24 protein-coding genes and 1 pseudogene are annotated in these 26326 nt (G+C 45.0%); 4 read left to right on the top strand and 21 right to left on the bottom strand.

What is annotated here, in order from left to right:
* Position 1: 1 nt before the first annotated feature.
* The 3 genes from rplC to tgt all read right to left on the bottom strand — a co-directional run bounded on the left by rplC (position 2) and on the right by tgt (position 2593).
* Entirely contained in the window at positions 2-628 is a 627-nt protein-coding gene (gene rplC, locus HMPREF2918_RS00810; RefSeq protein WP_003010846.1) for a 50S ribosomal protein L3, read from the bottom strand.
* Positions 629-709: 81 nt separating this feature from the next.
* Positions 710-1018 carry a 30S ribosomal protein S10 gene (gene rpsJ / locus HMPREF2918_RS00805; RefSeq protein WP_003009585.1) on the bottom strand — a complete coding sequence of 103 codons (309 nt, stop codon included), beginning with the start codon at positions 1016-1018 and terminating at the stop codon, positions 710-712.
* Between the two features lie 432 nt (positions 1019-1450).
* The gene (gene tgt, locus HMPREF2918_RS00800) at positions 1451-2593 is read right to left on the bottom strand and encodes a tRNA guanosine(34) transglycosylase Tgt (RefSeq protein WP_003010858.1); all 1143 of its coding nucleotides are present in this window, start codon (positions 2591-2593) and stop codon (positions 1451-1453) included.
* Positions 2594-2743: 150 nt separating this feature from the next.
* Here tgt and HMPREF2918_RS00795 point away from each other — a divergent pair, with 150 nt between their 5' ends.
* Positions 2744-3613: a DUF975 family protein gene (locus HMPREF2918_RS00795; RefSeq protein ID WP_070449173.1), complete on the top strand. Its 870-nt coding sequence runs from the start codon at positions 2744-2746 to the stop codon at positions 3611-3613.
* A 57-nt stretch (positions 3614-3670) separates the two neighbouring features.
* Here HMPREF2918_RS00795 and HMPREF2918_RS00790 read toward each other — a convergent pair whose 3' ends face one another.
* The 16 genes and pseudogenes from HMPREF2918_RS00790 to hisS form a co-directional block, all read right to left on the bottom strand.
* Entirely contained in the window at positions 3671-4123 is a 453-nt protein-coding gene (locus HMPREF2918_RS00790) for a CoA-binding protein (RefSeq protein WP_031576673.1), read from the bottom strand.
* A 71-nt stretch (positions 4124-4194) separates the two neighbouring features.
* Complete coding sequence (gene polA, locus HMPREF2918_RS00785) at positions 4195-6840, bottom strand: DNA polymerase I (protein ID WP_070594347.1); 2646 nt, start codon at positions 6838-6840, stop codon at positions 4195-4197.
* Between the two features lie 257 nt (positions 6841-7097).
* Positions 7098-8561, bottom strand: coding sequence for an alpha-L-fucosidase (locus tag HMPREF2918_RS00780; protein WP_070594346.1), 1464 nt, complete (start codon positions 8559-8561; stop codon positions 7098-7100).
* Between the two features lie 141 nt (positions 8562-8702).
* Positions 8703-9479: a tryptophan synthase subunit alpha gene (gene trpA, locus HMPREF2918_RS00775; protein ID WP_070594345.1), complete on the bottom strand. Its 777-nt coding sequence runs from the start codon at positions 9477-9479 to the stop codon at positions 8703-8705.
* 1 nt (position 9480) lies between these two features.
* Positions 9481-10686: a tryptophan synthase subunit beta gene (trpB, locus tag HMPREF2918_RS00770; protein ID WP_070594344.1), complete on the bottom strand. Its 1206-nt coding sequence runs from the start codon at positions 10684-10686 to the stop codon at positions 9481-9483.
* The gene (locus tag HMPREF2918_RS00765; protein WP_070594343.1) at positions 10676-11263 is read right to left on the bottom strand and encodes a phosphoribosylanthranilate isomerase; all 588 of its coding nucleotides are present in this window, start codon (positions 11261-11263) and stop codon (positions 10676-10678) included. Before HMPREF2918_RS00765 ends, trpB begins: the two co-directional genes overlap by 11 nt.
* Entirely contained in the window at positions 11250-12017 is a 768-nt protein-coding gene (gene trpC, locus HMPREF2918_RS00760; RefSeq protein WP_070594342.1) for an indole-3-glycerol phosphate synthase TrpC, read from the bottom strand. Before trpC ends, HMPREF2918_RS00765 begins: the two co-directional genes overlap by 14 nt.
* Positions 12014-13018, bottom strand: a complete 1005-nt coding sequence (trpD, locus tag HMPREF2918_RS11515; protein WP_070594352.1) for an anthranilate phosphoribosyltransferase — start codon at positions 13016-13018, stop codon at positions 12014-12016. The genes trpC and trpD overlap by 4 nt, the downstream gene beginning before the upstream one ends.
* 9 nt (positions 13019-13027) lie before the next feature.
* Positions 13028-13588 (bottom strand): annotated as a pseudogene (locus tag HMPREF2918_RS11510) (aminodeoxychorismate/anthranilate synthase component II); the annotation flags it as partial.
* Positions 13585-14943 (bottom strand): anthranilate synthase component I, encoded by a 1359-nt coding sequence (gene trpE, locus HMPREF2918_RS00750; protein WP_070594341.1) that lies wholly within the window; start codon positions 14941-14943, stop codon positions 13585-13587. The gene trpE and the pseudogene HMPREF2918_RS11510, both read right to left, overlap by 4 nt.
* A gap of 509 nt (positions 14944-15452) precedes the next feature.
* Positions 15453-15815 carry a DUF1304 domain-containing protein gene (locus tag HMPREF2918_RS00745; RefSeq protein ID WP_070594340.1) on the bottom strand — a complete coding sequence of 121 codons (363 nt, stop codon included), beginning with the start codon at positions 15813-15815 and terminating at the stop codon, positions 15453-15455.
* A gap of 15 nt (positions 15816-15830) precedes the next feature.
* Entirely contained in the window at positions 15831-16259 is a 429-nt protein-coding gene (locus tag HMPREF2918_RS00740; protein WP_070594339.1) for a MarR family winged helix-turn-helix transcriptional regulator, read from the bottom strand.
* Between the two features lie 268 nt (positions 16260-16527).
* The gene (locus HMPREF2918_RS00735) at positions 16528-17157 is read right to left on the bottom strand and encodes an HAD-IA family hydrolase (RefSeq protein WP_070594338.1); all 630 of its coding nucleotides are present in this window, start codon (positions 17155-17157) and stop codon (positions 16528-16530) included.
* On the bottom strand, positions 17154-18431 hold the full coding sequence (locus HMPREF2918_RS00730) for an MATE family efflux transporter (RefSeq protein WP_070594337.1): 1278 nt from the start codon (positions 18429-18431) through the stop codon (positions 17154-17156). The genes HMPREF2918_RS00735 and HMPREF2918_RS00730 overlap by 4 nt, the downstream gene beginning before the upstream one ends.
* Before the next feature lie 50 nt (positions 18432-18481).
* Positions 18482-19966: a threonine synthase gene (thrC, locus tag HMPREF2918_RS00725; RefSeq protein WP_070594336.1), complete on the bottom strand. Its 1485-nt coding sequence runs from the start codon at positions 19964-19966 to the stop codon at positions 18482-18484.
* A 180-nt stretch (positions 19967-20146) separates the two neighbouring features.
* Positions 20147-21430 carry a histidine--tRNA ligase gene (gene hisS, locus HMPREF2918_RS00720; RefSeq protein WP_070594351.1) on the bottom strand — a complete coding sequence of 428 codons (1284 nt, stop codon included), beginning with the start codon at positions 21428-21430 and terminating at the stop codon, positions 20147-20149.
* A gap of 170 nt (positions 21431-21600) precedes the next feature.
* Here hisS and HMPREF2918_RS00715 point away from each other — a divergent pair, with 170 nt between their 5' ends.
* Positions 21601-21942, top strand: coding sequence for a metal-sulfur cluster assembly factor (locus tag HMPREF2918_RS00715; protein ID WP_003010891.1), 342 nt, complete (start codon positions 21601-21603; stop codon positions 21940-21942).
* Between the two features lie 163 nt (positions 21943-22105).
* Here the strand turns inward: HMPREF2918_RS00715 and HMPREF2918_RS00710 are convergent, their stop codons facing one another.
* Both HMPREF2918_RS00710 and ilvD read right to left on the bottom strand, forming a co-directional pair.
* Positions 22106-23380 carry a uracil-xanthine permease family protein gene (locus HMPREF2918_RS00710; protein WP_049515068.1) on the bottom strand — a complete coding sequence of 425 codons (1275 nt, stop codon included), beginning with the start codon at positions 23378-23380 and terminating at the stop codon, positions 22106-22108.
* A 588-nt stretch (positions 23381-23968) separates the two neighbouring features.
* Positions 23969-25672, bottom strand: coding sequence for a dihydroxy-acid dehydratase (gene ilvD, locus HMPREF2918_RS00705; protein ID WP_023920149.1), 1704 nt, complete (start codon positions 25670-25672; stop codon positions 23969-23971).
* 214 nt (positions 25673-25886) lie between these two features.
* Here ilvD and rpmF point away from each other — a divergent pair, with 214 nt between their 5' ends.
* A complete protein-coding gene (gene rpmF, locus HMPREF2918_RS00700; protein ID WP_003009516.1) occupies positions 25887-26069 on the top strand; it encodes a 50S ribosomal protein L32 in 183 nt (60 codons plus the stop codon).
* A gap of 15 nt (positions 26070-26084) precedes the next feature.
* On the top strand, positions 26085-26234 hold the full coding sequence (rpmG, locus tag HMPREF2918_RS00695; protein WP_001265622.1) for a 50S ribosomal protein L33: 150 nt from the start codon (positions 26085-26087) through the stop codon (positions 26232-26234).
* Positions 26235-26326 lie beyond the last annotated feature (92 nt).

Here is a 26326-nt window from a genome sequence, read left to right as displayed (position 1 = left end):
ATTATTTACCAGCTTTAACTGCTGACTTGATAGTGATAAGAGATTTCTTAGCACCTGGTACGTTACCTTTGATAAGGATAACGTTCTTTTCTGGAACAACTTGTACAACTTCAAGGTTTTGAATCGTTACACGATCGCCACCCATACGTCCTGCAAGGTTTTTACCTTTGAATACGCGGTTAGGTGCAACAGGTCCCATAGAACCTGGACGACGGTGGTAACGAGAACCGTGAGCCATTGGTCCACGTGATTGTCCGTGGCGTTTGATAACACCTTGGAAACCTTTACCTTTAGAAGTACCAGTTACATCAACAATGTCTCCAGCTTCGAAAGTGTCAACTGTGATTTCAGCACCAACTTCCAAGCCTTCAACGTTTTTGAATTCACGAATGAAGCGCTTAGGAGCCGTGTTAGCTTTTGCTACATGTCCTTTAGCAGGTTTGTTGCTCAATACTTCGCGTTTGTCATCGAAACCAACTTGGATAGCGTTGTAACCATCTGTTTCAACAGTTTTAACTTGAAGAACAACGTTTGGAGTTGCTTCGATAACTGTTACAGGGATCAATTCGCCAGCTTCAGTGAAGATTTGAGTCATTCCCACTTTTTTCCCTAAGATTCCTTTTGTCATGAGAAAATAGTTCCTTTTCTATAGTTTTTTATTCAAAAAGTTTTTAACGAGCGTTTTTTATGCTCTCGATCAAGCTTTAGATTAAAGTTTGATTTCTACGTTTACACCACTTGGAAGATCCAATTTCATCAAAGCGTCAACTGTTTTTTGAGTTGGGTTGATGATGTCGATCAAACGTTTGTGTGTACGCATTTCGAATTGTTCGCGAGAATCTTTGTATTTGTGAGTCGCACGAATGATTGTGTAGAGGCTACGCTCAGTTGGAAGTGGGATTGGACCCGCAACTTGTGCACCTGTACGAGTAGCTGATTCTACGATTTTTGCAGCCGCTGTGTCGAGTGTACGGTGTTCGTACGCTTTCAAACGGATGCGGATTTTTTTGTTTGCCATCTTTTTCTCCTTTTCGTCTATTTAAGATAATAGGCTAGCTCCACAAGAAAACCGACGCGCGTTGCGTGGCAATGCAACCGAGCGTGTCGCAACCTCTTGCATCAAAGCTAATAGCTGTTTTTCACAGCACCATAGTAGTTTAACACAAACAAAGGCCCAATGCAAGGGATTTGAGAAGATTTTTTTCGTTTTTTTGATGAAAGTGTTTTCGAAAGAAAAAGCGTGCTAAAAAAGTTGCTATTATATAGGAAAAAGGGAGCGAGACAGAACAAATTTATATCCAATTTGTTCGTCGTCTCGCCCCCGCACAGTTGATTAGGTTATCTTTGGAGCTTAACAAGCGAACAAAGATACCAATCAACCACTGCGTCTAGCAGTTATTCCTATTATTCTCAGATGGCTGTAGTCTTTTTTCTTCCTATTTATCTATTTCTAGAAATTCCGTCCTGACTTGTTATAGCCATATTTTTCGACGAAATGCTCACGGAATTCTAAGAGATTGTCATCCATGATGGCTTGACGGACCTGCTTCATGAGGTTGATCAAGAAATACAAGTTGTGGTAGCTGGTCAAGCGAATGCCGAAGGTCTCATCTGCCTTGAGGAGGTGGCGAAGATAAGCTCGGGTATAGTTCTTACAAGTGTAGCAATCACATTCGGGATCCAGCGGTGTAAAGTCTTCTGCAAATTGCGCATTTTTCACTACTAGGCGACCTTGACTAGTCATACAGGTACCATTTCGCGCAATCCGCGTCGGCAAGACACAGTCAAACATGTCCACTCCACGAATAACGCCATCGATCAGACTGTCTGGAGCTCCTACTCCCATGAGATAGCGTGGCTTGTTTTCTGGTAAGAGCGGAGTTGTGAAATCCAACACGGCATTCATCTCTTCATGGCTTTCCCCAACAGCTAAGCCACCAATGGAATAGCCTGGGAAGTCCATACTGACCAGATCTTGAGCAGACTGACGGCGCAAGTCTTCAAATCCAGCCCCTTGGACAATCCCGAAAAGACCTTGATCATGAGGGCGACGGTGAGCCTTCAGTCCACGTTCTGCCCAACGACTGGTCCGTTCGATCGATTTTTTCACATAATCATAGGGCTGATAGAACTGAGGGCATTCATCAAAGGACATCATGATGTCGCTCCCTAGATTGTTTTGGATGGAGATGGCCTTTTCCGGAGAGAGGAACATCTTTGAGCCGTTGAGGTGGTTTTTAAAGGTTACCCCTTCTTCAGTGATGTTGCGGGTATCCGCTAATGAATAGACCTGGAAGCCTCCACTATCTGTCAAAATCGGCTGGTCCCAGTTCATGAACTGGTGCAATCCTCCTGCTTTTGCAACCAAGTCGTCCCCGGGACGAAGCCAGAGATGGTAGGTGTTGGCCAAGATAATTCCAGAACCCATTTCCTTGAGTTCTTCTGGCGATTGGGTCTTAACGGTTGCCTGAGTCCCTACAGGCATAAACATTGGGGTCGGGAAGGTCCCGTGAGGGGTGATAATTTCTCCCAGACGAGCACCTGTATGCTTTTCTTTTTTGATTAATCGATATTGAATCGGTGAATCTGTCATGGTTACCTCCGTACTGGGAAAAACAGTCCCAGCCTTCTTATTCCTGTCACAGTTTTCCTGTGAGCACCTGTACGATTGTACCAAATTTTACCGGCTCTGTCACGGACTTATGTTATAATAAAAAGTACTACTATGAAGAGAGTGTCATCTATGAACCTTAAACTGATTCGCCTCCGGGCACGTACCATGCAAGTCCAGCAACCGGGCTTAGCTATCCTTTTTGCTCTTCCGGTCCTGTTGACCATTCTTGCTAACTTTCTCTTAAGTGGGCAAGATCTGGTCGATCTACTACCGGATATGACCTTGCAGCAAGCAAGTATCTACATGATCCAGCGACAACTCTTTCCTTCTGTCGTCTCCTTTGTCATCTCCATTTTAGTGGTTGGTGCGACTTTTAGCTATTTAGATACGATTAATCCCAAGATCGAACACCGAACACGCGTCTTAGATATCTTTAAACAAGATCGCTTTACCTCTGTATTTGCCACCTTGATTTTGAAGCAAGCCGTCCTCTTTTTATGGGGACTCATCCTCTATGTGGGGAGTCTCATCAGCACCTACGCCAGCATTCGATTTTTAGCGATTTACGACAAGGTGAGCAACCCTAGCACTTTGAGTGCTTCCAGTCCTGAATTTCAATCTCTCATGCAACAAATGCCTCTGATGACTGCTGGTGTCGTGCTGGGCCTACTTGGCCTCCTCTTTTACCTGCCACAATACTACAGTCTCAGCTTGGTCGAATTGATCCTCTACGAGCAATTACGAGACGGCGACTACAAGGGAGCCTTTGGAGTCCTTCGCCAAAGTCGTGAAACTATGAAAGGGTTCCGCAGCAATCGCTTGGTGCTCGATCTAACCTTGATTGGTTGGTACTTCTTGAATTACTTCACGCGCGATGTCATCGGCTTTTATACCATGCCTTACTTTATTAACTGCCAAATTGCATTTTATGATCAAATCAAGCAGATCAAACAAGGGCCGCGCCATTTTACAGGCCATCCAAGCCATGAGACTGAATAAGAGTAAGAAGAAAACCCCAGCAAGCTGGGGTTTTCTTCTATGTCAATTGTTTATCATTTATAATCCGTATAGGGAGTCTCCTAAGATCAGTCGGGTGTGTTCTCGTTTGATACAGCGGTTCATGACGATATCTTCTCGTCCAGCTCCACGAAGGATTTCTTCTGCTTCTTGATTTTCCAGTTCCAATTGTGCCCAGAAAATTTTCGCATCCGTCTCAATAAAATCACGTGCCACATCTGGTAAAAACTCACTGCGACGGTATACATCGACGATATCTACTGGGAAAGGAATCTCCTGCAGGCTAGCATACACCGTTTCTCCAAGAATCTGGCCACCAGCTGCACGAGGGTTGACAGGAATAATCCGATAGCCCCGCTCTTGCATCTCCTTGCTAACACGATGACTGGTCGTCTCTTCACGGTCAGATAATCCAACCACAGCGATGATCTTGCTGGTTTCTAGGTAATGTTTGATAATGCCATCACTAGGATTGCGAAATGAATAAGCCATAAGAATCTCCTTTTTGTGTTTCTTGTCTTAAGAATTTATATGGTACTGGACGTACTTGTACGACTTCCATTTTATTTGGCTTCATACCATGTTTTGCCTTCGTTCTCATCAGCTTCCAGTGGTACTGCAAGTTCAATAGCGGATTCCATGGTCTCTTTGACGAGTTCTTTGATCGCTGCCAGTTCATCACTTGGTACTTGCAGAACGATTTCATCGTGCACCTGAAGAAGCATCTTGGTCTTGTATGCTCCTGCTTCTAGCGCTTGGTCCAAGTGGATCATGGCAATTTTCAAGATATCTGCTGCAGATCCTTGGATTGGTGAGTTGATAGCCGTCCGCTCCGCAAAGCCTCGAACATTGAAGTTGCGAGAATTGATATCTGGAATCTCCCGACGACGCTTGAAGAGGGTCTCCACATAGCCTTTATCACGCGCTTCCCGTACCACTCTCTCCATATAGTCCTTGATGCCAGGGTAGCGTTCGAAGTAGGTCTCAATATAAGCCTTGGCTTCTTTTCGACTGATCCCTAGGTTGTTAGACAGTCCAAAGTCGGAAATTCCATAAACCACACCGAAGTTTACTGCTTTTGCATTGCGACGGTCGTTCGGCGTCACATCTTCAGGTTTTTCAATATTGAAGACCCGCATAGCGGTCGATGTATGGATATCTGCCCCATGCTGAAAGGCATTGATCAAATGCTCATCTCCTGAAATATGGGCCAAGACGCGCAATTCGATCTGTGAATAGTCCGAACTCAGCAAGACACTGTTTTCCTCTTCTGGGACAAAGGCCTTACGAATGAGACGGCCTTGTTCCAAACGGACAGGAATGTTTTGTAGGTTGGGATCCACACTAGACAAGCGTCCGGTCTGCGTCAAATCCTGTACATAGCGAGTATGGATCTTCCCGTCTTCCAAAATCCAGTCTTGAAGACCGATGACATAGGTCGACTGAATCTTAGCAATTTGGCGGTATTCAAGAATCTTAGACACGATCGGTGCGATGGGAGCTAGGCGTTCCAAGACATCAACAGCTGTGGAATAGCCGGTTTTGGTCTTCTTAGTATATTCAAGAGGGAGTTCCAATTTTTCAAAGAGGATGACACCCAATTGTTTTGGAGAATTGATGTTAAATTCTTCTCCTGCCAACTCGTAGATTTCTTGAGTCAAGCGCTCCAAGACTGCTTCGTTTTCCACCTGCATGTCTTGGAGGGTCTGGCGTTCCACCTTAATCCCTGCGATTTCCATCTTGGCTAAAACAGCCGCTAAGGGTTGCTCCATATCATAGAGCAAATCTAGTTGGTCGTGAGCTTGTAACTGCTCCGTCATAGGCTCTTCAGTGTCTAGTAAAACAGCGACTTTTCTTACCAAATGCTCTAATAGGACCGCCTTTTCTGGAATGGCTTTTTTGGCTCCCTTGCCATAAACGACTTCGTCCAGAGGCAGCGCAATCTGGCTATAGAGACTCGCAATGGTGGAAATTTCATTGTCCTCTACGGTCGACAAGAGATACTTGGCCAATCGACTGTCAAACGCGGGATTTTGAAGGGTAATACCCAAGTGGCTGAGCAAGACTTTGGCCCGTTTGAAGTCATAGACCTTGAGGGGCGTTTTTTCGAGAAATTCTTTGAAAATCGGTGTTTGTAAAAGACCAGTATCTGTACTCGCGTAGAGCTGACCTTTGGTCCCCCACGCGAAACCGATGATGGGTTCCGTATGGTAATTGTCCCCAAACATCTCAAAATGGAAGAAACTATCTTCTGTGAGCATATCTGAAGTGACCTGCTCGACTTCTGTATAGTCAAGGGCTACAGGAGTTGCTGCTTCCCCGCTTAAATCCAAGGCCTGACGGAGTTGCTTAAAGCCCATCTCCTCATAAAACTTGGCGAGATTTTCTAGATGAGGTCCCGTATAGGTGATATCGTCCAGCCCGATCTCAATGGGCGCATTGGTATCAATGGTCGCAAGGGTCTTGGACAGATAGGCCTGTTCCTTATCGTTGATGAGATTTTCCTTCATCTTAGAAGCCTTCATCTCATCGATATGCTCGTAAATGCCATCGAGAGAGCCATACTCAAGGAGCAGTTTGATCCCGGTCTTTTCTCCGATCTTAGTAACACCTGGGATATTATCCGACTTATCTCCCATCAAGGCCTTGAGGTCGATAAATTGCTCTGGTGTCAGTCCCATCTTTTCTTTTAGATAGGCTGGAGTGAATTCTTCAAACTCTGCCACTCCTTTTTTTGAGATTTCAACCACCGTATTGTCATCCGTTAGCTGAATCAAGTCCTTGTCCCCTGAGACAATGGTCACATCAAAAGGAACAGAAGTTGATTCTGCCAACTTGTCCAGCGTTCCAATAATATCATCTGCTTCATATTGAGCTAGCTCATAGTGACGGATTCCCATATGGTCCAGTTGTTCACGAATGAAAGGAAACTGCTCGCGGAACTCATCTGGTGTTTTTGCACGGCCCCCTTTGTAGTCGGCATACATCTCCGTCCGAAAAGTCGTCTTTCCTGCATCAAAAGCAACAAGGACATGGGTTGGTTGGATGCGCTCCAAGAGATGGCTCAACATGAGATTAAAGCCATAGACCGCATTGGTATGCAGACCATTGGCATTTTTGAAGCGATCAATTTGATTATAGAGTGCGAAAAAGGCACGAAAAGCGACGGAAGACCCGTCGATGAGTAGTAATTTGTTCTTTTTTTCCATAGGCCTATTATACCACGAATCACAAGGTCTCTGGTACATAAAAACTCTACCCTTTCGGGTAGAGCCTTCTTTAGGAGTTTCTTATGAAAAATGAAGAGAAGTGTTTATTCGCCGTAACAAGAACCTTGTTGTGGCAATTTCTTAAAGCGTTTTGGATAATTAACTGAGATTTTCATTTTCTGTACCTCATTTCTTATTGGATGAGTACAGTATACAAGAGAAACCTAAACGATTCCTTATAGAAAGCTTCAAGAAAACTAAAAGCTGAGGCGAAAAACACGCGGTTGTTTTTTGCTGCAAGCTGGTAACTGAAGATGGAGGCCTGCCTCATCTTGGCTCCAAGAAAGGAGCTGGCTTTCGCCAAGGAGCTCTACCTGCCGAATACGCGCATGAAGGATTCTCGGTTGCTTGAAATCATAGGCTAGAGACGGCAAGGTCAACTCTTCTGTCCGTCCACTTGGTTCTAGCTGGATAGCATAAAGCAGGCCTTCACGCATGGTATAGCGGAAATCTTGGCTGGTATAGAGTGGCGCTTCCCCATCTGAAAAGGAACCTTCCTGGGCCTCGGTCGGTCCGTCCGATGACACCCACCAAGGCCGGCTCTGATAAATGGCTTCTCCGTTTACCGCCAGCCAGTCCCCTATCTCTGTGAGGATGTCTTGGTCTTGCTCAGGGATGGTGCCATCTGCCTTGGGTCCAATATTGAGCAGAAGATTCCCATTTTTGGCCACAACATCAACTAAATTTTGCAACAATTCCTTGCTGGTCTTGTAGGCTAGATCCTGGGTATAGCACCAAGAATTACGGGCAATCGCAGTATCCATTTGCCACAGAAAGGCTTGCGTCTCTCCGTAGCCTCCCCGCTCCATCTCAACGATTCCTGAACCAAAAGGTAGGGCATCCTGTTTATAACAAACGGCCACCTCGCGATCCTCTTGTGCTGCTAGATTGTAATAGTAAGCCAAAAAGCGCATTAAGTAGGGACGGAAACTCTCATGCTGGATCCACCAATCGAAATAAAGGAGCTCTGGCTGATAATCCCGCACCAGTTCGCAGGTCCGCAAGAGCCAGTCTTCCAAAAACTCTTCACTTGGATAGGGCTTGGAGGTGAGATCAAAATGATCCTTGGGCTCTGGCTCTGCTGGCCAATAGAGGCTGTCTCTTGGGACTTCTTGCAGAATATCACTGGCAAACTCCTTGCCATGTGAAAAGAAAAACTGGTGCTCTGCCCGGTGAGAAGATGTACAGAAGTGTAGACCACGTTTTTCTGCTTCCGCCCTCAGTTCTCCTAAAACATCTCGTCTTGGCCCCATTTCTAAGCTATTATAAGGCGAGAGAGTAGAGGCATACATCTGAAACCCATCGTGGTGCTCTGCAACTGGGAAAAGATACTGAGCGCCTGCTTTTTGAAAGAGAGCCAGCCAAGATGCCGGATCAAATCGATCCGCTGTAAAAAGAGGAATGATATCCTTGTAGCCAAAGCTAGCCTGATCTCCAAAATGCTCCCGATGGTAGTGATAGCAAGGATTCCCTTGGATATACATATTTCGTGAATACCACTCTGATCCAAAGGCAGGTACACTGTAGATACCCCAGTGGATAAATATTCCAAATTTAGCATCCCGATACCAGTCTGGACAAACTTGATGGCTAAGAGAGTCCCAGCTTGGTTCAAAAGGACCCGACTGGATGACTTGATCAATCTCTTCAAGGCTTATCATTGTCTTCTCCTCTTTTCTTGTTACTATCTCTATTGTAACGAGAAACCCTTGTTTGTAAAGACAAACGAGGGGAATGTTTAAAATAGTAGACAAAGAGCTTGATCTAGGAGAATCGAGCCAATTACAAGTAGAATAGACCTGCTAGCCCTTTACTGCTTGAGAAATAAAATGAGCGACGGCGTCTGTCTCCCCTTGGTGGAGAGCCTTAACGATTTTAGATCCCACAATAACGCCATCTGAGACCTTGTTGAAACGGTGAACATCCTCCATGCTGGAAACTCCAAAACCTGTTAAAACAGGAATCGAAGCTATTTCGTGTAATTGGGCCAAGTGGTGGTCCAGATCGTCTCGATAGCTACCAGCTTTCCCCGTCACTCCATTAACCGCTACAGCATAGATAAAACCTTCTGCACCTTGGATCAATTTTTTCTGGCGCTCGATTCCTGTGGTTAAGCTCACTAGTGGAACCAAAGCGATGTCTTTATCCGCTAACAGAGGCTCTACCAGATCCGCATGCTCATGAGGAAGATCCGGAATAATCACTCCTTTGACCGCTGTTCCTTCTACATCTCTAAAAAAGCTTTCTAGACCATATTGGAACAAGGGATTGAAATAGGTCATGATGACCAAAGGAACACTTGTCTCCAGACGCTGGATCGTTTGCACCAGACCCTCTGTCGTCGTCCCATGGCCTAAACTTCGTAGTCCTGCCTCTTCAATCACAGGGCCATCTGCCACCGGATCCGAAAAAGGAATACCAACTTCAATAGCTGAGACACCAAGATCTTCCAAAAATTGGATGGTTTCCTGCAAACCTGCTAAACCTTTTTCATGATCTCCTGCCATGATATAAGGAACAAAGATCCCTTGCTGCTGGTCTTTCAGCTTTTGTAAATGCTCTGTTAAGGTCTTTCCCATCTTACTCTCCTCTCTCTTGTTCTAGGCGGTCTTTGACTTGTACCACATCTTTGTCCCCACGACCTGACAAGCAAACGATCATGGATTTTTCAGGTCCCATCTCCTTGGCCAATTTCACCGCATAGGCGATAGCATGGCTCGATTCCAGGGCTGGAATGATTCCTTCTACTTTTGAAAGTAATTGAAAGGCTTCTAGGGCTTCTTGGTCTGTCACAGGCACATAGGTTGCCCGCTTGATTTCATGGAAATAAGAATGCTCTGGCCCAATTCCTGGATAATCGAGACCTGCTGAAATCGAGAAGGCTTCTAAAATCTGTCCATGCGCATCCTGTAAAACATCCATCAAGGCGCCGTGAAGGACTCCTGGACGTCCCTTGGTCAAGGTTGCTGCATGCTGGTCTGTATTTACTCCAAGTCCAGCAGCTTCCGCCCCATACATGGCAACAGTTGTATCCTCTACAAAAGGATAAAAGAGGCCAATAGCGTTCGATCCACCTCCTACACAGGCTAGGATGGCATCTGGCAGAGCCCCGTCATTTTGCTCTGCAAATTGGCGTTTAGCTTCCCTGCCAATGACACTTTGAAAATCACGGACAATCTCTGGGAATGGATGAGGTCCTAGAGCAGATCCCATGATATAGTGGGTATCTTCCACGTTTGCTACCCAGGCTCTAAGGGCAGCATTGACTGCATCCTTGAGAACACGCGATCCATCTGTTACTGATTGAACCTTTGCCCCCAACAACTCCATCCGAAAGACATTAAGGGCTTGGCGTCTGACATCTTCTTCCCCCATGTAGATGGTACATTCCATATCAAATAAAGCAGCGGCTGTTGCCGTTGCAACACCGTGCTGTCCGGCTCCTGTTTCTGCGATGATCTTCTTTTTACCCATTCGGTGTGCCAGCAAAACCTGTCCTAGAGCATTATTAATTTTATGAGCTCCTGTGTGGTTGAGATCTTCTCTTTTTAGAAAGATCTTGGCTCCGCCGACATACTTGGTTAGATTCTTAGCGTAATAGAGCGGTGTTTCCCGACCGACATATTGTTTCAGAAGCTGATCCAATTCTGCTTGAAAAGAAGGATCTGCTTGACTTTCTCTGTAGGCTTCTTCTAATTCTAAAACTGCTGTCATCAAAGTTTCAGGGACAAATCGTCCCCCGAACCGCCCGTAAAATCCGTTTTTATCTGGTTGTTTATATGCCATGCTTGACCCTTTCTATAAATCGTTTTATCTTTTCTTGATCTTTTTTTCCATTTGTCTCGACCCCACTGGATACATCCACCGCATAAGGATGAAAGAAGCGAATGGCATCTGCTACATTGTCTACCGTCAAGCCTCCTGCAATAAAGAAGGGCTTTGTAACGTTTTGACTTTCGAGCTTTTTCCAGTTAAAAGTCTCTCCACTTCCTGCTACAGGAGCATCAAAGAGCAGATAGTCGGCACTGGTATCAGGAAGTGCTGCATCTTTCCCCACTTGAACAGCGCGAATCGTTTGTTGGGGAAACTCTTGCAAGATGGTATCATCCATCGGTCCATGCACTTGTATCAGGTCCAAGCCCACAACTTGGCAAGCTTTCGCCACTTCTTCTCTTTGTGGTGATACAAAAACACCGACTTTTTGAACCCCCTTTGGAATCCCTGTAGCTAACTGCTGGGCTTGCTCCAGCGTGACTTGCCGTTTGCTTGGTGCAAAGACAAAACCAATGTAATCCGCACCTGCCTCAACAGCCGTCTGGACAGCTTCTGGGGTGGATAATCCGCAAATTTTAACCTTTGTCAATCTGCAACTCCTTTACTTTTTCAGCCACATTGTCTGCCTTCATGAGGGCTGTCCCAACGAGAATGCCATTGAAATAAGGAGCGAGCATGCGCGCGTCTGCTGCTGTAAAAATAGCAGACTCCGAGATGTAAACCGGTTCTTGTTCAAAATTGGCCGCCAATTCAAGGCTAGTATGGAGATCTGTCTCAAAGGTCACCAAGTTGCGATTATTGACCCCTATGATCTGAGCCCCAATCCGGTGAGCTACCTCTAGTTCTGTCAGATTGTGGGTCTCCACCAAAACCTCCAGGCCAAGATGGGTCGCAAACTCATAGAGCTCCTTCAGACGAGCCTCTGATAAGGCTGCAACTATCAACAAGATAACGGTCGCCCCTGCGTTTCGCGCCCGAATTATTTGCTTTTCATCCACAATAAAATCTTTATTGAGGGTGGGGATACGTACTTGACTAGATATTTCCCGGAGATACTCGATACTGCCCTTGAAAAATACTTCATCGGTCAAGACAGAAATCATCACAGCCCCATTTTCTTCGTAAGTCTTAGCCTGCGCGACGATATCCACATCGACATGAATATCTCCCAGACTCGGACTAGCCTTTTTCACCTCTGCGATTACCTGAAGCTTATCTGGATGACTCTTTAGGTAATCATACAAGCGGTAGGTCTCACGCAAAGGTTGGAGCTCCTCTTCTTTCATCACAGCCACTTCACGCGCCTTTTCCTTTAGAATCTTTGGTAAGAATTCTTGACTCATTTTTGATACTCCTGTAATAATCTCAATTTCTCAAGGGCAGCCCCACCGGCAATCACTTCCCGTGCCAAGGCAATCCCCTCCTTGATAGAATCTACCTTGCCGTTAGCATAAAAACCAAGGCCAGCATTTAAGACCGTCACCTCTAAAAAGGGACTCGCTTCATTCTTCAAGACGCTGAGCAAAATTTCTGCATTGCGTTTAGCGTCTCCACCACGTACTTGATCAATTTCGATGCGCTCCATTCCCATATCTTCTGGTTGAAAGCTGGATAAGGTAACCTGTCCATTTTCCAAAATAGCGAGCTGGGTTTCTCCATCAAGGCCTGCCTCGTCCAAACCTTGTGGGCCACTCACTACCACTGCGCGTTTTCGACCCAAATTCTTTAGAATCTCTGCCGTACTTTCTAGCATGTCCGGACGACTGGTTCCCAATAGCTGGGTTTCTAGAGGAATCGGATTAATGAGAGGACCGGTCAAATTCATCACCGTCGGAACTCCTAGCGCCAAGCGAGCTGGCATAATATAGCGCATGCCAGGATGCAGATTTTTGGCAAATAGAAAGACAATGCCCGCTTTTTCAAACACTCGTCCCAAATATTCTGGACCCAAATCGAGGTTAATCCCTAGAGCTTCTAGGACATCAGCAGAACCGGATTTAGAAGAGATCGAGCGATTACCGTGTTTCGCCATCTTGACACCACCACCAGCGAGAACAAAGGCAGCTGTTGTTGAAATATTGAAACTATACGAACGATCGCCCCCCGTTCCACAATTGTCCATTGCTCCTTGAACTCCTGTAGGAATAGCGACCGCATGGGCCTGCATCACTTTTGCAATAGCCGTCCGCTCTTCAACAGTTTCCCCCTTCATTTTGAGGCCTAAAAGTAGGGCCGTCACCTGCGCTTCTGAAGCACGACCAGCGACAACTTCCTCCATGGCCGCTTCTAATTCTGCGCTGGTTAGATCTATTCCTTCCGCTACCTTTGCAAGCACTTGTTTCATCTTCCGCTCCTTGACTAGTTTGACAAAATTTTCGATGGTCTTCAGCCCATCTGGTGTTCCGATACTTTCTGGATGGTATTGAAAACCATAAATCGGTAAGCTACGGTGTTGGATCCCCATAATCGCTCCATCATCCGTCGTCCGAGAGGTAATGACAAACTCCTCTGGCATGTCTTCAATCGTCAGCGAATGGTAGCGCATGACTGGAACTTCTTTTGCGACACCTGCATATAGCGGAGAGGGAGCTTCTAGCCGGATCTGGCTTTGTTTCCCATGCATGACCTGTGGCGCCAATCCCAAACGTCCTCCAAAAACCTCTGCAATCGCTTGATGTCCCAAGCAGATCCCTAAGATTGGTTTGATCCCCGCGAAATCTCGGATCATCTCCTCCATCTTGCCCGCATCCTTTGGCCAACCTGGACCTGGAGAAAAGACCAAGGCATCTGCTTCTTTGGCAACCTGGTACAAGTTCGCATCATCATTTCGAAGCACCTGGACCTCATCAAATTTCCCGATATACTGCGCTAAATTGTAGGTAAATGAATCGTAATTATCAACTAATAAAATCATCCTTCTTCTCCAATCCTTGTCATCAATTTTGCCTTATTGACGGTTTCTTGGTATTCATTTTCAGCAATCGAATCATAAACAATTCCTGCTCCGGCCTGTACATAAGCCTTCTTATTTTTGAGGATCATGGTTCGAATCGCAATAGCAAAATCGAGATCCCCCGTCACAGAGAGATAGCCAATCGCCCCCGCGTAGACGCCTCTTTTCTCTTTTTCTGCCTCATAGATCCGCTTCATGGCTCGGATCTTGGGAGCACCCGAAACGGTCCCAGCAGGAAGAGTTGCCTTCAGAGCCTCAATGGAGGCTAGCCCCGGAAGTAATTGTCCCTTGACCACACTGGTCAGGTGCATGACATAACGGAAGAATTCCACTTCCATATATTTGGTCACTTCGACCGTCCCAGTTTGAGCGATACGACCAATATCATTTCGCCCTAAATCCACCAACATGCGGTGTTCTGCGACTTCTTTAGGATCTCCTGCCAAATCAGCTGCCAACTGCCGATCAGCCTCTTCATCGATCCCTCTTGGACGCGTGCCGGCAATAGGGTTAGTCGTCACCACTCGATCCTTGACCGATACCAGACTTTCTGGACTAGCACCGATAATTTGGTACTCCCCAAAATCATAAAAGTAGAGATAATTCGAAGGATTGGTCACACGCAAATTGCGGTAATAATCTAGCGGTTTTCCTGAAAAATCAGCTGAAAAACGTTGACTGAGCACGCATTGGAACATATCTCCTTTTCGAATATAATCCCGCGCTAGGGCCACCATTTCCTCAAACTCTTTTTGCTCCAAATGATTGTGGAAATGAAGCGCATGCAGGTCCTTGTCCTGAAACTCTTCCTTTGCAGGTCTTGCCAACTGCTCTAACACTTGCTCCAGACTCGAGGCTTGCTCTGCTTCACTTCGCCCACTATAGAGGTTCTCTTCCACCACATAGACCTTTTCCTTTTTGTGGTCAAAAATCACATAGCTTTCATATAAGAAAAAGTGGAGATCCGGAGTGCCGATCGTATCTTCAGGAATGGAACCAATGTTCTCATAGAGACCAATCAAGTCATAGCCGACAAATCCAATCGCCCCACCGTTAAAAGGAAGCTCTTCTGAAGTTTTCGTTTTGACCGTGATGCGGTTCAAAAAGTCCAAAGGATCCTCTTCGATAATTTGATCATTGTAATAGAGGACACCATTTTCAAACTTGACTTCACTGACCGGCCGATAAGCTACAATTGAAAAACGCGCATTCTCTTTTTCACGAGGGATCGACTCCAAGATCATTTTATGGGGCGCATCCAAACGCATATAAGCCAAAATTGGACTCAACACATCAGCAGATAAAACTTTTTTCATATCAGAAACCTCTCTTTTAGAACTCTTTTATTCTAAGGAATTCAGCCGCACCTTGGCTTGCTAAGGCGATCACGGTTATCCCACGCTCTATTTCCGCTTTGGGATCAATGTGCCTAAGCTCGCTTCGCTTGCTAAGGCACATAGAAAAGCCCTCACACAAAAACTGTGTGAGGGCGTAATGTCCGCGGTGCCACCTCTTTTATAGGGAAAAATAGCTGGTCTTTCCCTACATCTCTATCTCCTCTATCAAGGAGTTGCACGGTAAGGGGTGCCAACCGAATTCACATGGGTTAGAATTCATTGATCATAACAGTCCAATTTTCATCAGTCGCTATTGCTTGTTCACAATTCCCACAAGCTCCCTGAAAATAGCTGACTCATTACTTTTCTGTTGCTACCATTATAACCCTTTTTCTTAGAAAGTCAATAAAATTTTTAGTCTTTTTTTATACTTTTTTCTACACTTATTTAATAAAATCAGCTCAAAGAGCCCTAGTGGCCCGTCCTTTTTATCCCAAAAATAGGATACTCAACAATGCTAAAATTGCAGGACCGCCTTGGGTCAAGATAATCTTTTTATTGGCTGTCATCGCACCGTAGGCCGCAGCTCCAATAATAAAAAGCACAAAAATTGTAACAACTTCACTATTTTTAGAGACAAACAATCCATACAAGAGGAAGGCACCAATCAAGGCATTGTATATCCCTTGATTCTTAAATAAAGAGGTCACAGATGGGCGAGCGAGTTCTTCTTTATCCATGTTGAAAACCCGACTTGTGGTATCAGATGTGGTTCTGATGCTCTCCAAATAAAAAATATACAAATGCTCCAGTGCAGCAAGACTTGCTAAAATAATCGTCAGTAATGACATCGTAGATTCTCCTTTTTATTCAATCGTTATTTGTTCAATACCAGATACTAATTTATCCAGCAAGTATGAAAATTGCTCTTGTTCTTGAGCGGTCAAAATGCGACTCATCTGTTCTTTCACAGCCACATGATAGCGAGGGGGATGTTTGACCAACCGATTATAGGCCATATCCGTCAAATGAATTAAGATTTCCCGCTGGTTTTTTGGATTTCGACTCCGATGGACAAACCCTTCCCTTTCCAATATTTTGAAATGCCGGGTTAAAGCCGCTGGATCAATCTGTAAGCGTTCCTGAACCGCGATCTGATTGCAAGGTGCTTGTTCTAATAAATACTGCAAAATTTGATAACGTGTTAAGCTAATCCCTAGCCGCTTTTCAAATAGCTGTGTAGTCGATTGATCTGCCAAGCGTAGTTGGTAGAGCAAATCATTTATTTCTGCCATAGTCCTTCTCCGATCTATTTTTGATAAATCAATAATTGATAAGTCAATTATAAACTTTTTCTTCTATCCTGACAAGAAAAAGAGCTTGCACTATTCTTTCGCACAAAAAAAGCCGCCTGATTGGGCGACTCTTAGGGAGATTATTATGAAAAAGAAAAGTTTTAGGATTTTTCTAAACAAAGTTAGGAGGTCTTTGTTTATGGTTCTATTATAGCGGACATTTCTTAAAGAAAGCTTACGGCTTTGTTTCAAAATGAAAACAATCTCTTTACAGATTCTTTTCAAGGCTTAAAACGCTTGGAATATCCCATAAAGTTTTCATCTGGTGATTGCCTTGATAGTCAGATGTCAAGAAATTGATACTCTGAATCTGGCTATTTCTTGCAAAGTCAATATCCAGGCTCCGATCCCCAATATAGTAGATCTTTTCCGGATGCAACCCGTACTTCTTCATCAGATAAATGGCTGCTTCTGGGTCAGGCTTGCGGGCAAAACCACTTTGACTGGTCAAAATCTCTTTAAAAAAAGATTCCAAACCCAAGTCCCGTAGGATGACCAAGGCATTCTCTCCCTTATGGGTATAGACAAATTGTTCTATCCCAGCATCCTTCGCCCAGGACAGGACATCACGCGCTCCCTCCATCAGAAGGACCTGGGCATTTTTCTCTGCTAGACTTTCTGCTCGGCGATGATTTAAGTCTGTCACATCCAGTTGATACTCTGCTGCCACCGCTACTAAAAGATCTTGAACCGAATGCTTCAAGATATAGTCTTTAATACTCGCTCGGTCAAACGGAAGCTGATAAGATGCATAAGTCTCCTCAAGACCCGCCAGTATAGCATCATAAGAATCCAGCAAGGTCCCGTCCAAATCCCAAATAAAAGCTCGTTTTGTCATTTTCTCTCTCCTACTTTTCGTCTATAAAGTTGACTCAAAAATAGCCAGCGAAAGCCATTGTCCAGCAAGGTCCCCGTCCAGACACCTGGAAGACCCAAGCCAAGGGTTACTCCAAGCAGATAACCGGCTCCAATTCGAATGACCCACATGCCAATGGTCGTTGCATAAAATGGAAGTTTCCCATTTCCCAAGCCTTGCCAAACAGCAGTATAGATGACTGTTCCTGCTGTAAAGGGTGTTCCTAACAAAGAAAAGAGGACAACCGAAAGGCTAGCTTCTACCGCTTTCGCATCTTGTGTGTAGAGATGGGTCAGAAGGGTGCCCCCGAAAAAGATACCCAGAGCAATGGGCAACATCAATACAAAGGACAGCCAGTAAGACTGCTTTCGAAGGCGGTCAATCTGCTCAAAATCCCCTTCACCGAGGCTTCGTGCCACTAACATGACTGTCGCTGTGGCCACTCCAAACACCGGCATGTAGTTAAACTGGGTCAAGGTTTCTCCGATGGCATTTCCGGCGACTGCCTCAGTCCCAAAAGCAACCACGATCGCAATGATCACCACATCTCCAGCTCGCATCATCAGCCGCTCTCCAGCAGCTGGAAGCGCTAAATTCAAGAGCTTACGATCCAATCCCCAACGTAGGGGGGCAAAGGGCAACTGGACCTTTTGCCACAAGAGGATAACGCCAACCAGACGGGCTAGCACAGTCCCCAAAGCTGCTCCGACAATGCCCCAACCAAAAAGGAAAATAGCCACAGAGGAGAATAGAGCATTTAAAACATTGGTCAACAAGCTGACATACATGGGAATACGTGGATTGTTGGCTACCCGAACCAGCGAGCCCAGGGTCGTCATCAAGCCTAAGAGAACAATGGTCCCGCCGACCAAGGAAAGGTAAATCCCCCCACTTTCGGCGACTGCAGCTTCCGTTCCCAACAGCGAAATCATCTGGCGTCCAAATAACAGCGAAGCCCCTCCTAAGAGAGCACTCAACAACAAGGTCACCTTTAAGGACTCTGTCGCATGGTAGGCAATGTTGTCTTGATTTTTTTCACCCAAACTTTTGGACATGACACTGGCAACTGCCGCACCCAGTGCCAAAAAGATGGCCTGATAGATGGTGATGATGTTTCCTGCGACAGAAACACCTGAAATGGCAACCAAGCCCAGGTGAGCCACTAAATAAGAGTCCACCATGCCCATCAGCATTTGTAAGAAATTTTCACCCATGGCAGGAAGGGCAATGTTTAAGATTTTTTTGTATGAATTCATGAGTATATAAAAGAGCCAAACGGCTCTTTTGATCTTTCTAATAGGGAGAATTACAGTCCCAAGTAGTCTTCTACGGCTGCTTGCATGTCTTTAGCAGCTACGCTTGTACGATGGCGAACCGGCGCAGTTTCAAGACCGTCTACAGCCGGTGGCACAGGAACACCTGAGAGGGTGTGCAATCTGGCCAAGGCTTCGAAATCGCCTAGACCTGTCTCGCCCGTCACCGCTTCTACTGCCACAACTGGGAATTTATAAGGACTGGCTGTAGAGGCAATGACTGTTTTAGCAGCATCCCCTGTTTGGCTAAGGTATTTTTGATAAACGGCTGATGCTACAGCTGTATGAGGGTCTTCAATGTAATCAGACGCTTCATAGACCCGCTTGATCTCTGCAGCAGTTTCTGCTTCATCTGCGTATGCAGCCGCAAACAAATCTAAGATTTCTTCATCAAAGTTGGACAATTGGTATTGACCTGTTGCAACGAGGCTTTCCATCAACTCTTTGGTCTTTGTAGCATCATTGCCTACCAAGTGGAAGATCAAGCGTTCCAAGTTTGAAGAGACCAAAATATCCATCGATGGACTGGTGGTCACCTTGAACTCACGTTTCTTATCATAGACATGTGTTTTGAAGAAGTCTGTCAAGACATTGTTTTCATTTGACGCACAGATCAATTTTCCAACTGGAAGACCGATTTGTTTGGCATAGAAAACTGCCAAGATATTTCCAAAGTTCCCTGTTGGAACAGTGAAGTTGACTTTTTCTCCAGCTGTGATTTGACCTGTCTTCACCAATTGCGCGTAGGCATATACGTAATAAACAATTTGAGGTACCAAACGGCCGATATTCATAGAGTTAGCTGATGAAAATTGTAACTTGTTGGCTGCCAATTTTTCACGTAGTTCAACATCGTTGAACATATGTTTGACATTCGTTTGGGCATCGTCAAAGTTTCCATCGATAGCGATCACATGAGTATTGTCCCCAGTCTGAGTGGTCATTTGCAACTCTTGTACCTTGCTGACACCGTCTTTTGGATAAAAGACGATAATTTCAGTACCTGGAACATCCGCAAATCCTGCCATGGCAGCTTTCCCAGTATCTCCAGAAGTCGCGGTTAAGATGACAATCTTGTTTTCCAGACCGTGCTTCTTGGCAGCTGTCGTCATAAAGTAAGGCAAGATCGACAAAGCCATATCTTTAAAGGCAATGGTTGAACCGTGGAAAAGTTCCAAGTTGTATTGGCCATCGAGTTTGACAAGAGGCGCAATGACTGGTGTATCAAACTTGCTATCATAGGCGTTGGTAATACAGTAGTCCAACTCTTCTGCTGTAAAGTCATCCAAAAAAGCTGACAAAACAAGCTTAGCCACTTCTTGGTAAGACGCGTCTTTGAGGGTATCAAAATCCAGCTCCACTTGAGGATAAGAGACCGGAGTAAACAAACCGCCATCTGTCGCCAATCCTTGAAGGATGGCTTGACTAGCTGTTACAGTATTTTTTTCCTCTCGTGTTGATTGGTAAACTAATGTCATGACTGATTCATTCCTTTACTTGTTATCTTCTCATTATATCATAAATGTCAGAAAATTTAACGGCTTTTCGCCAAATCTTGGCAAAGGTCGGCAAACAGAAGCTAGATAAAAGAGAGCAGGCGCAACGATTTTGCCCCTACTCCCATGCGAATCTGTTTTTCAGGTGTCTGCAAGACTTGATCAAGCCAATCCCAACTCTGCTAAAACAGAAGGGAAGTCTTTCTTCAAGCTTTCAAGAGCTACCGTTACTTCTTGACGAGTTTGGTTATTTTTCACAGTAACTTGACCGCTCTCAACTTCACTACTTCCTAAGGTAATCAAGGCTTTGGCCGCAAAGACATCTGCTGACTTAAATTGTGCCTTGAGCTTACGCCCAAGATAGTCACGTTCTGCCTTGAAACCTTGGATTCGAAGGGCTTGAACCAAGCTAAGCGCTGCTTCATTGGCCTCATCTCCTAGAACGGCAATATAAGCATCTAATCCTGTTTCGATCGGTAATTCAATGCCTTTCTTTTCAAGAACGAGAAGGATCCGTTCCACACCGATACCAAATCCAAAACCAGCTGTCGCAGGACCACCGAAGTATTCCACCAAACCATCATAGCGACCACCCGCACAGACTGTCAATTCATTGCCTTCAATTTCTGTAATGAACTCAAAAATCGTGTGGTTGTAGTAATCCAAGCCACGCACCATATTGGTATCGATGACGTAGGCCACCCCCAAGTCTTCTAACATCCGACGAACCGCATCAAAATGAGCTTGGCTTTCTTCGTCTAGATAGTCTAGGATGGAAGGAGCCTGTTCAACCGCCGCCTTGTCTTCTTTTTCTTTTGAATCCAAGACACGAAGCGGATTTTCTTCTAAACGACGTTGGCTGTCCTTAGACAATTGATCCTTCATTGGCAAGAGATAATCAATCAAGGCTTGACGATAAGCCTGACGACTAGCAGGGCTTCCCAAGGTGTTCAAGTGCAAGGTCACATTGTCAATTCCTAGTTCTTTCAGGAATTGCGCAGCCATGGCAATGGTTTCGACATCCGTTGCAGGATTGCTCGATCCAAAGCATTCTACCCCAATTTGGTGGAATTGACGCAAACGACCTGCTTGAGGACGTTCGTAACGGAACATTGGGCCTATGTAATAGAACTTACTTGGTTTTTGTACCTCAGGCGCAAAGAGTTTATTTTCTACATAGGAGCGGACAACAGGAGCTGTTCCTTCTGGACGAAGCGTGATATGACGGTCTCCCTTATCATAAAAGTCATACATTTCTTTGGTAACGATATCCGTCGTATCCCCTACTGAACGGCTGATGACTTCATAATGTTCGAAGATCGGTGTGCGGATTTCATCATAATTGTATCGCGCAAAGACCTTGCGTGCAAAGCCTTCTACATATTGCCATTTCGCTGAATCGCCAGGAAGGATATCCTGGGTCCCCTTTGGTTTTTGTAATTTCATAGCCTTCATCCTTTGTCTTACTTTTGCCTCTATTTTACCACAAATTCGAAGAGAAATGGAGACTGGACCGAATTTCCTTCGTTCGACACGTTCAAATCCTCTTTCTCTTCTTGCCTTATCAGCCGAATTATGAGAAAATGGAAGCCATACTACACTGAAAGGATCTTGCGATGAGAGAGGATATCAAAATCAATGACCGCGCCCTGGCACTAGAGAAGCCGTTAATCGAAAAATTGGAGCTTGTATTTGATACCGATGTTGAGTTAGATGTTTATAATCTTGGACTGATCTACGAGATCCATCTAGATGAAGCCGGTACTTGCAAGGTGGTTATGACCTTTACCGATACGGCTTGTAGCTGTGCTGAGAGTCTTCCGATCGAAATCGTCGCTCGCCTAAAAGAAATCGAGGGGATCGAAGATGTCAAGGTTGAAGTGACTTGGTCACCCGCTTGGAAAATTACACGAATCAGCCGATACGGGCGCATCGCCCTTGGTCTTCCACCACGATAATAAACATTACCTTTTTAAAAATGCATTCAACTAATGAAGGAAGGCCTCTTTGGAAATCCGATCCACAATAAAAAAACGAGGAACACCAGCTCTGCCATCAGAGTTTGTTCCTCGTTTTTTATAATGTTTAAATCCATTCAAACTTTTTCACTACCAGAATGGACTAAGCCTCGTCAGCTTTTGGTTCTGGAAGGATTTGATACAACACAATTCCAAGAATGGTTGACGTTGCCACACCCGTGATTTGAAGTCCACCGAGGTCAATCATCAAACCACCGATCCCTGATACTAGGATCACACTTGCAATCAAGAGATTCTTTTTATTATCAAAATCAATCTTATGTTCAACTAAAATTTTCAAACCGCTAGCAGCGATAACCCCAAAGAGGGCAATAGACAAACCTCCCAATACAGGAGTTGGAATGGAGTGCAAGAGTGCTGATAGCTTCCCAATAAAGCTCATGACAACCGCAATCACTGCTGCGCCTGAAATAACGTAAACTGAGTAGACCTTACTAAGGGCCATAACCCCAATGTTTTCCCCATAAGAAGTTACCGGAGGAGCTCCAAAGAATCCAGCAATAATCTGTGCCAAGCCATCACCAGTAAGCGTATGGTCAAGCCCTGGATCCTTGAAGTAATCACGCTCAGTCAAACTATTTAAAACCATGAGGTGGCCAAAATGTTCCGTCATGGTCACAAAGGCAATCGGAGCCATGGTCAAAATCGCACTTGGATAGAGCTTAAAACTATAATCCACAAATGGAATGTCAAAGTTTGGAACTTGAATCCAATGAGCCGCACTTACCTCTGAGAAATTGACAAAACTATGTCCTGTCAGCAAACCAAGAGCCAATGAGAAAATATAGCCCACAATTAATCCAAGTAAAATTGGGACGACACCGACAATCTTCTTGCCATACATGTTAAAGAGGATAACCGCAAAGAGGGTCACCATCGAAATCAATAGAGCATAACCGCTATAGCTTTTATTTAAGGTTGTCGCATCAGTGACGGCATTCGCCGCAAGACTCAAACCAATTACCATGATAATGGGACCAACCACGATTGGTGGAAGGACCTTATTAATCCAATCTTTACCCGCATGCTTAACAATCAGAGCTACAAACAAGTAGACCAAACCGCCCGCCATGGCACCTTGGGCAACTGCTGCGATTCCATCAGTCTTCATCAACATCTGCATAGCAGCAATATAAGCAAAACTAGACCCCATGTAAGCAGGAATCTTATACTTGGTCACTGTCAAGTGAGCCAAGGTCCCCAAACCAGATGAGAACAAAGCAATGGCAGGATCAATCCCAACCAAAATCGGCACCAGCACTGTCGCCCCAAACATGGCAAACAAATGCTGGAAAGATAAACCAACCAGCAAGCCTGGTTTTGGCATATCATTCACATCATATTTAACGTCATTCACGATCGTAAAAACCTCCTAAAATTAAGATGCAGCAAGCTATGGCTGAACAAAAACGTCTACCTTCGATGACCAAATCGTAAAGGAGTACTTCATGCTCCATCATCGACGATTTCTCTTTTTCATCAAACCACTTTTCAACTATACAAAAAAATCCCCCACAACAAGGAGATACACAAAATATAGGCTGGTCTTCCCAGGCCTTTCATTTCCATAGCTCCTTGCCTGCCTCTCTGGACAGTATTAAAGGATTGATTCGATTAGTCACAATTATAGCAAATTATAGACGGATTTACAAGAAAAATGACAGATAATACACTCAAATCTCCCAAAAAGTAATATTCATACGATTCAGCGACAGGGTTGAAAATAGCTACTTTGAGCCAAAAAAGAGGCCGGGACAAAAGTCCTAGCCTCTCAATTATTTTTGGATTGTCGAGCAAGACGCAGTGGTTGAGTGGGCTCTACTACGCTGATTTCATCAGCTTTTACAGCCCTACTCAACTGTGCGGAGGTGGGACGACGAAATCGAATTCTAACGAATTGCCGATTTCTGTCCCACTCTCTCTTTGGACAAAGTCGTCCTTGCAATTACTGTTTACCAGACTGTTCCATATTCCAGAAGTCGGTTACAGCACCACGTGATGCTGAAGAAACGATATGAGCGTATTTACCCAAAACCCCACGGCTATACAGTGGTGGCAAGGTTGTTTCAGCTTTACGTTTTGCTAACTCTTCGTCTGAGACGTGCATGGTGATTTCTTTGGTATCTTGGTCAACTGTTACCAGATCCCCTGTGTGGAGGTAGGCGATTGGACCGCCGACCTGAGCTTCAGGCGCGATGTGTCCAACAACGAGACCATAAGTACCACCAGAGAATCGTCCATCTGTCAAGAGGGCCACCTTGTCTCCTTGGCCTTTCCCAACGATCATAGATGACAAGGACAGCATTTCCGGCATACCAGGACCACCCTTAGGACCAACGAAACGGACAACAACAACATCGCCATCCACAATTTCATCTGAAAGAACGGCTTCAATGGCAGCTTCTTCAGAGTCAAAGACCTTAGCAGGACCCGTGATGTTACGGACCTTCACCCCTGATACTTTGGCAACTGCTCCTTCTGGAGCCAAGTTCCCTTTCAAGATGATCAATGGACCATCCGCACGTTTTGGATTTTCAAGCGGCATGATGACTTTTTGACCTGGTGTCAAATCAGCAAAGGCTTCCAAGTTCTCAGCTACTGTCTTACCAGTACATGTGATGCGATCCCCGTGAAGGAAACCATTCTTAAGAAGATATTTCATGACGGCAGGCACACCACCGACATTGTAAAGGTCTTGGAAGACATATTTCCCTGAAGGTTTCAAGTCTGCCAAGTGAGGCACGCGCTCTTGGAAATCATTGAAGTCTTCAAGGGTCAAGTCCACATTGGCTGCGTGAGCAATCGCGAGCAAGTGAAGAGTGGCATTGGTGGAACCACCTAGCGCCATGGTCACGGTAATAGCATCTTCAAAGGCTTCACGGGTCAAGATGTCAGATGGCTTGAGTCCCATTTCCAGCATCTTGACAACAGCACGACCTGCTTCTTCGATATCGGCCTTCTTATCCGCTGATTCAGCAGGGTGAGAAGAGGAACCTGGCAAGCTCATCCCAAGGACCTCGATCGCTGTCGCCATGGTGTTGGCCGTATACATCCCACCACAGCCACCAGGGCCAGGGCAGGCGTTACATTCCAGTTGCTTCACTTCTTCAGCCGTCATATCACCGTGATTCCATTTCCCAATTCCTTCGAAAACCGAAACCAGGTCGATATCTTTTCCATCAAGATTCCCTGGGGCAATAGTCCCACCATAAGCAAAGATCGCTGGGATATCCATATTGGCAATGGCAATCATCGAACCAGGCATGTTCTTATCACAGCCCCCGATGGCTACAAAAGCATCAACGTTGTGACCACCCATAGCTGCTTCGATAGAATCCGCAATGATATCGCGAGATGTTAGGGAGAAGCGCATACCAGGAGTCCCCATAGCAATCCCGTCCGCAACCGTAATGGTTCCGAATTGGACCGGCCAAGCTCCTGCATCCTTCACACCTTCTTTAGCCAATTTTCCAAAATCGTGAAGGTGGATGTTACAAGGGGTATTTTCCGCCCATGTCGAAATCACTCCAACAATCGGTTTCTCAAAACTTTCATCGGTCATTCCCGTCGCGCGAAGCATGGCACGGTTGGGAGATTTTACCATGCTATCGTAGACACTACTACGATGGCGTTTGTCTAATTCTGTCATGTCATTCCTCTCGTTTCATTTTTTACCATTATAGCATAAAAGAGAGCACAAAGATAGGCAAGGTCTTTGAAGAGACAGACGACAGAAAAGTTTCTTTCAAAAATTTCAATTTTTTTGTCAAGTAACTTTACTTTACAAAAAAGTTTTGTTATACTGTTACAGTTGATGAAAATCAAACCTAATTGAATTTATATCTTAAAAGGAGAAAAACGAAATGGCAGTACCTGCACGTCGCACATCAAAAGCGAAGAAAAACAAACGTCGTACGCACTACAAAGTTACAGCTCCATCTGTAAACTTTGACGAAGCAACTGGAGATTACTCACGTTCACACCGTGTATCACTTAAAGGATACTACAAAGGACGTAAGATCGCTAAAGCTGCATCAGCTGAATAATAGAAGGGAGATACCATGCGCGTAAATATTACACTTGAACACAAAGAATCTGGTGAACGCTTGTACCTTACTTCTAAAAACAAACGTAACACTCCAGACCGTCTTCAATTGAAGAAATACTCACCAAAACTTCGCAAACACGTTGTGTTTACAGAAGTGAAGTAGGGGTTCAATACGAATCAATACAGAAGAAAAACGCTGATTTCAAGCGTTTTTTCTTTTTGCCAAATGCGATATATTGCACTGTATTTCAATTC

It is taken from the genome of Streptococcus sp. HMSC065C01 (genome assembly GCF_001813525.1).
In the GTDB taxonomy this organism is placed as follows: domain Bacteria; phylum Bacillota; class Bacilli; order Lactobacillales; family Streptococcaceae; genus Streptococcus; species Streptococcus parasanguinis_V.
This window is presented reverse-complemented; position numbering and strand designations above follow the sequence as displayed.